Raw genomic sequence first — 5,346 nt, 5'->3', positions numbered from 1 at the left:
ATTCATCCGCTTTACGGACAGCTACCGCCACACAAACAGTTTGCCGCAATAATGCCCAGCCGCGATGGAAGGCGTAAAATAATTCTTGCCACATCCATCGCCGAAACCAGTTTAACGATTGAAGGCGTTAAAGTTGTGGTTGACTGCGGTTTTAGCCGAACGCTTAAATTTAATCCCAACACCGGCTTATCGCGCCTTGAAACGGTGGAAATAACTTTAGATTCAGCCGACCAAAGAGCCGGACGCGCCGGCCGGCTTGGCCCCGGTGTTTGTTACCGCATGTGGACAAAGGCCACACATCATCACTTGAATAAACACCGCACCCCGGAAATTGAGGAAGCTGATCTGGCTTCGCTTGCGCTGGAAATGGTTAAATGGGGCGTTGACGATATCAATAAATTAACCTGGCTCACTCCCCCACCCAAAGGCCATGTTTTGCAAGCCAATGAACTGCTGGAGCAACTGGATGCCATTGAAGGCGGAAAGATTACCGAACACGGAAAAGCGATTCACAGACTCCCCTGTCATCCTCGGCTGGCACACATGTTACTTCTGGCGCAAAACGATGATTTAACAGCACTAGCATGCGATATTGCTGCCATTTTGGAAGAACGCGATCCTTTACCACGCGATGCCGGAATCGATATAAATCTGCGTATTGAGGCTTTGCGCCGCTATCGCAGCGGGACATTAAAAAACAAACGATTGAAACATATTGCCAAAATTTCGGCGCAATACCGGAAAATGCTCAATATTGATGAAGACAATTCATCAACAGATCCGTTTGAGACCGGTTTATTGCTGGCTTACGCCTACCCTGAACGTATTGCTCACGCAACTCCGGGTAACAATGCCCAATTTAAACTGGCTAACGGCAATATCGCTGCAGCAGGGCACGAAGACGACCTGGCACATGAAGACTGGCTGTCGATCGCAAGTGTAAATGCCCGCGATGGTGTTGGCCGCATATTCTTGGCCTCCCCTCTAAACCCACGCGATCTTGCACCAATGGTTAAAACCGTTGAATCCATAAGTTGGGATACAAAAAGAGGTGGTTTTTCAGCTTTTGCAGAATTACGAATAGGCAGTATTATTCTGCAACAAAAACCACTGCATGATTACGATATCGACCAGAAAATAAAGGCTATTTCTGATGCCGTAAAAAAAGAAGGTGCCTGGCTTCTCGATTTTAATCAGGAAGTGGAACAATGGCAAAACCGCATAATCAGTCTGAGGCATTGGGACACAGCGAATGATTGGCCTGATGTTAGTACCAGCCACCTGCTAACAACCAACTACGAATGGCTTTCGCCTTACCTTAATGCTATAAAAAAGCCGGAAGACCTGAAAAAAATAGACCTGAAGAAAGTGCTGCAAAATCACCTGCCTTATGAACTACAGCAATTATTGGATAAACTTGCACCGGAGAAACTTCAAGTACCAAGCGGATCAAATGTCAAGCTAAAATATGGCCCAGGAGGAGAAGCACCGGTTCTGGCTGTTCGCCTGCAGGAAATATTCGGTTTGCTCGACACGCCAACCGTTAACAATGGAAGAGTAAAAGTGTTACTACATCTTTTGTCGCCGGGGTTTAAACCGGTTCAGGTAACCGATGATTTGAACAGCTTTTGGACCAACACCTATTTCGAAGTTAAAAAGGAGTTAAAAGCACGGTATCCGAAACACCACTGGCCGGACAATCCGTTGGAAGCAGAGCCATTACGTGGCGTAAAACGAAAAAAGAATTCATAAGCATCTATTCTATATCCATTATGCTTTAGTGGATTTGTGCTATAACATTCAGAAATACGATGGCATCTTTCTTTCAATGAAAGCGGTACATCCATGCCCTTTATGCCCTGATTTACCGACAAGGTATAAAAATTCAGTTCCTTTACATCAGGGAAAAATTCAACAGCAAACAGGCCTCTCAATACTAAATAAAAGAAGAGAAAAGATCAATAAACCGGAATAAAACATTCTCCGGTTTCTTTTCAATATCTATTTTCAATACTGACCAAAAGGCCATGATTCAGGCACAAACACGGTTGTACTTAGTTGTACAAAACTAAAAATCAAGAAGTTATTTTTTGCAAAATCGTTTATAATCCTTAAATTATATCAGATAAAAAATAAGTGGTCTAACTCTATATTCAGTTTAGTCCAATCGAAATTTATAAAAAGTTTTAACCCATAACTAAATCTTTGTGTATGGAAAGTTTCGTAAAAATATTCCAAAACAAGCCACCGTATTTAAGTCATTTCCTAATCATACTTGTATTACTCTTTCCGCTTTGTATGGAAGCACAACCACTATATACTTTCTCATATAGCACGGGAAATACATACGACACCCTGAACACACCTCCTATTGAATTGTTTGTCAATGATATTGAATATGACGCATGGGATGACGGCCTCTCCGAAGCTCTTCCCATTGGTTTTACCTTTATATATAACTATAAACCCTACACAAAATTTAAAGTGTGCGCAAATGGCTTTATTTCATTGGATGAAAATTTTGGATGGAATGAAGATTTATTCTGGAACTACTTTGAAAGTGCCTATCGAAAGCTTGTTATTGCTCCGCTTTGGGATGATTTTATAATTAACGATGGCGGAAGTATCAGATACCAGTTAACCGGATCGGCAGGTAACAGAATCTTAAAAATCGAATTCAATGATCTGACGTTTTGGTTGGATGAAAATGAAAGATTTCACTTGAAATTCCAGGTATGGTTATACGAAGGAACAAATGTAATCGAATTCAGATATGGTGATGATGAATCGGTAAACAGTTGGTGGTCGTTTTCTGACGCAGGAATAAACATTGGGTTAAACGATGAACGCGATTATAGTTTTATGAGTATAACGCCCGGCCCAGAGCCAACATATAGTTTTACTGTTGATAAAGAAATTGGATTTACCAATATGGAAGATTACATTAATGACGGATTACTATACAGATTCACTCCTACCACCCGTTGGATAGGTTTAACCGACGATGACTGGTTTACCAAAACCAATTGGGAATTGGATACAATTCCGTCGGCTTTTGACAATGCATTGATTCCTGATTCTGCCATTAATCCTGTTATCAACACAAGTGGTGTAATTTGTAAAAATCTAACTGTTGAACCGGGTGGTAACTTAACAATAACCGGAGGAGGAGAATTAACGGTAAATGGCAACTTAGTTAATCAAGGTACAGTTACCGTAAGTTCCACGAGCGAATCAAGTTCCGGCTCAATGATAATTAAAGGTGAGTCTGATGCTACCATAAACTTTGAAAAATATATATCCGGCGATCCAAACTGGCACTTAATAAGCTCACCGGTTTCCGGGCAGGATATTTGGGGATGGGCTACTGCAACAGAAAATAATATTGCCACCAATTCATCAGAATACGCAATTACAAGTTATATCGAAGAAAATGACAATTGGGACAACTACCCGTCAATAGATCCGGGCACGAACTTTACGCTGGGCAAAGGCTATTCTACACTGCGTGAAACTTCAGGTTATGTATCTTTTTCGGGACAAATAAATTTAAGTGACATTTCTAATATCCCCATTTCATATGTAAATAAAGGATGGAATTTATTGGGAAATCCATTTACTTCATCCATAGCTGCAACCAACGCTGCGTCGGGTACTGATCGTCTTTTATCAGTTGCCAATATTGAAAATATGGATCCGAATTTTGCAGGCCTGTACTTATGGGATCCTTCGTCAGGACAGTATGTAATAATCAACAATTCGGGAGGAACACCAGACGGCACATTAAATCAGGACTACATACAAGCAGGTCAAGGCTTCTTCGTGCGCGCAAAAGACAATAGTTCCCGAAGTTTTAGCATTTCAAAAACGATGCAAGCTCATCAAACCTCCATACCATTAAAATCGGAAGACAATGGGTGGCCAACAATAAAACTTACTGCAACCGGCGGCAATAGTGTTAGCAATACCCTGGTAACCTTTAATGCATCAATGACAACTGGTCTTGATGTAACTTACGATGCAGGTATGTTCAAAGCAAATCCTGATTTTGCGCTTTATACAAGACTGGTTGACGATAATGGGGTCGATTTTTCGGTTCAATGTCTGCCATCTGACTACGATAATTTAGTGATCCCATTGGGACTTGATGCTCAGGTAGGTGTTGAAGTCAATTTTACTTCAGCAGCATTTAATCTTCCGGAAGAATGCCATATTACCATTGAAGATAAAGTGAAGGGAACTTTTACTTCCTTAAAAGAAGGAAATGAATATTCTTTTGTCTATACTGATGAATATAAAAATTCAGAGAAACTGTTTTTGCATACCAGTAGTAATGTAGCTACCAGTGCCAATGTTGTAGCACTTAACAATCCTTTTGAAATTAGAACAAACACCCGGCAAGATTACATTCAAGTGATTTCCACGGAAGAGAAACCTGCTCGCGTAAATATTATCGACATTTCAGGACGCATCCTGATTTCGGAAGAGATTTACAAAGGAAATAACAATTTGATTCGCTTCTCTATCAAACCGGGAGTTTATATCATCAATATAAAAAATGAAACTTATAACCATAGTAGGAAAATCATCTGGACAAAATAGCAGAAGATGATTTATGTATCCAGTATACCATTCATGTTACATTAAACGACCAAAAAATGAAACACTTGTTACTATTATCAATCCTATTTGCCATTTGTAATATTCACGCTTTTGGTCAAAATATAACATTAACATTTTTGGGAGAAAACAGTTTTAATAATGCACCATTAACTATTGATAGCATTCAAATAATTAACAATACCAATGGTACAGATACGCTGGTTAGCGGCAATATTTTTTCAATCTTAATATCGTCATTGGACATTTTAGATGACCAGGAAAACAATAATTTTGTTGTTTACCCAAATCCCTTCGACAATTCAGCTAACATTATCTTTAATTCGAATTTCTACGAACGGGCGCAAATAAACATTTTTTCTGTAAATGGCAGGAAAATAGCGGAATGGAATGATTTTATTAGCGTTGGAGAGAATAAATTGTTTTTAGAATCAAGTGTAAAGGGAGTACTTTTTTTAACGATCTCTTCACCAAATTTACGACTAAAAGCAAAGTTAATTTGTAACAAAAGCAGTGGAACAGCCGATTTAAAATTGATTGACAATTCCTACTCCCCAATAACGAATTATAAAATCAAATCTGGCAGTAATTTATACAACACTTTTGAATACAGAACCGGTGACAGCCTTACTTTTATCGGGTATTCAGGAGAAATTGTATCAGAAACCATTCATGACATACCTATTGGAGACAAAACTTATACCCTTATTTTTGATGTAACAAACT

At 39.4% G+C, this 5,346-nt stretch carries 3 protein-coding genes; all 3 read left to right on the top strand.

Annotated features, from left to right (window positions below; genetic code table 11):
- On the top strand, positions 1-1,752 hold a 1,752-nt coding region (gene hrpB / locus ABZB17_RS20120), incomplete at its 5' end, for an ATP-dependent helicase HrpB (RefSeq protein WP_372652990.1).
- Between the two features lie 459 nt (positions 1,753-2,211).
- Positions 2,212-4,602: a T9SS type A sorting domain-containing protein gene (locus ABZB17_RS20115; protein ID WP_372652989.1), complete on the top strand. Its 2,391-nt coding sequence runs from the start codon at positions 2,212-2,214 to the stop codon at positions 4,600-4,602.
- 56 nt (positions 4,603-4,658) lie between these two features.
- A partial coding sequence (locus ABZB17_RS20110) for a T9SS type A sorting domain-containing protein (protein WP_372652988.1) occupies positions 4,659-5,346 on the top strand: 688 nt, incomplete at its 3' end.

It is taken from the genome of Draconibacterium sp. (assembly GCF_041583095.1).
GTDB lineage: Bacteria > Bacteroidota > Bacteroidia > Bacteroidales > Prolixibacteraceae > Draconibacterium.
The sequence above is the reverse complement of the archived record's forward strand: the minus strand, read 5'-3'. Positions and strand labels throughout refer to the sequence as shown.

Coding starts and splice junctions, on each gene's coding strand:
- ABZB17_RS20115 (WP_372652989.1), top strand. CDS start 2,212: ATGGAAAGTTTCGTAAAAATATTCCAAAACAAGCCACCGTATTTAAGT.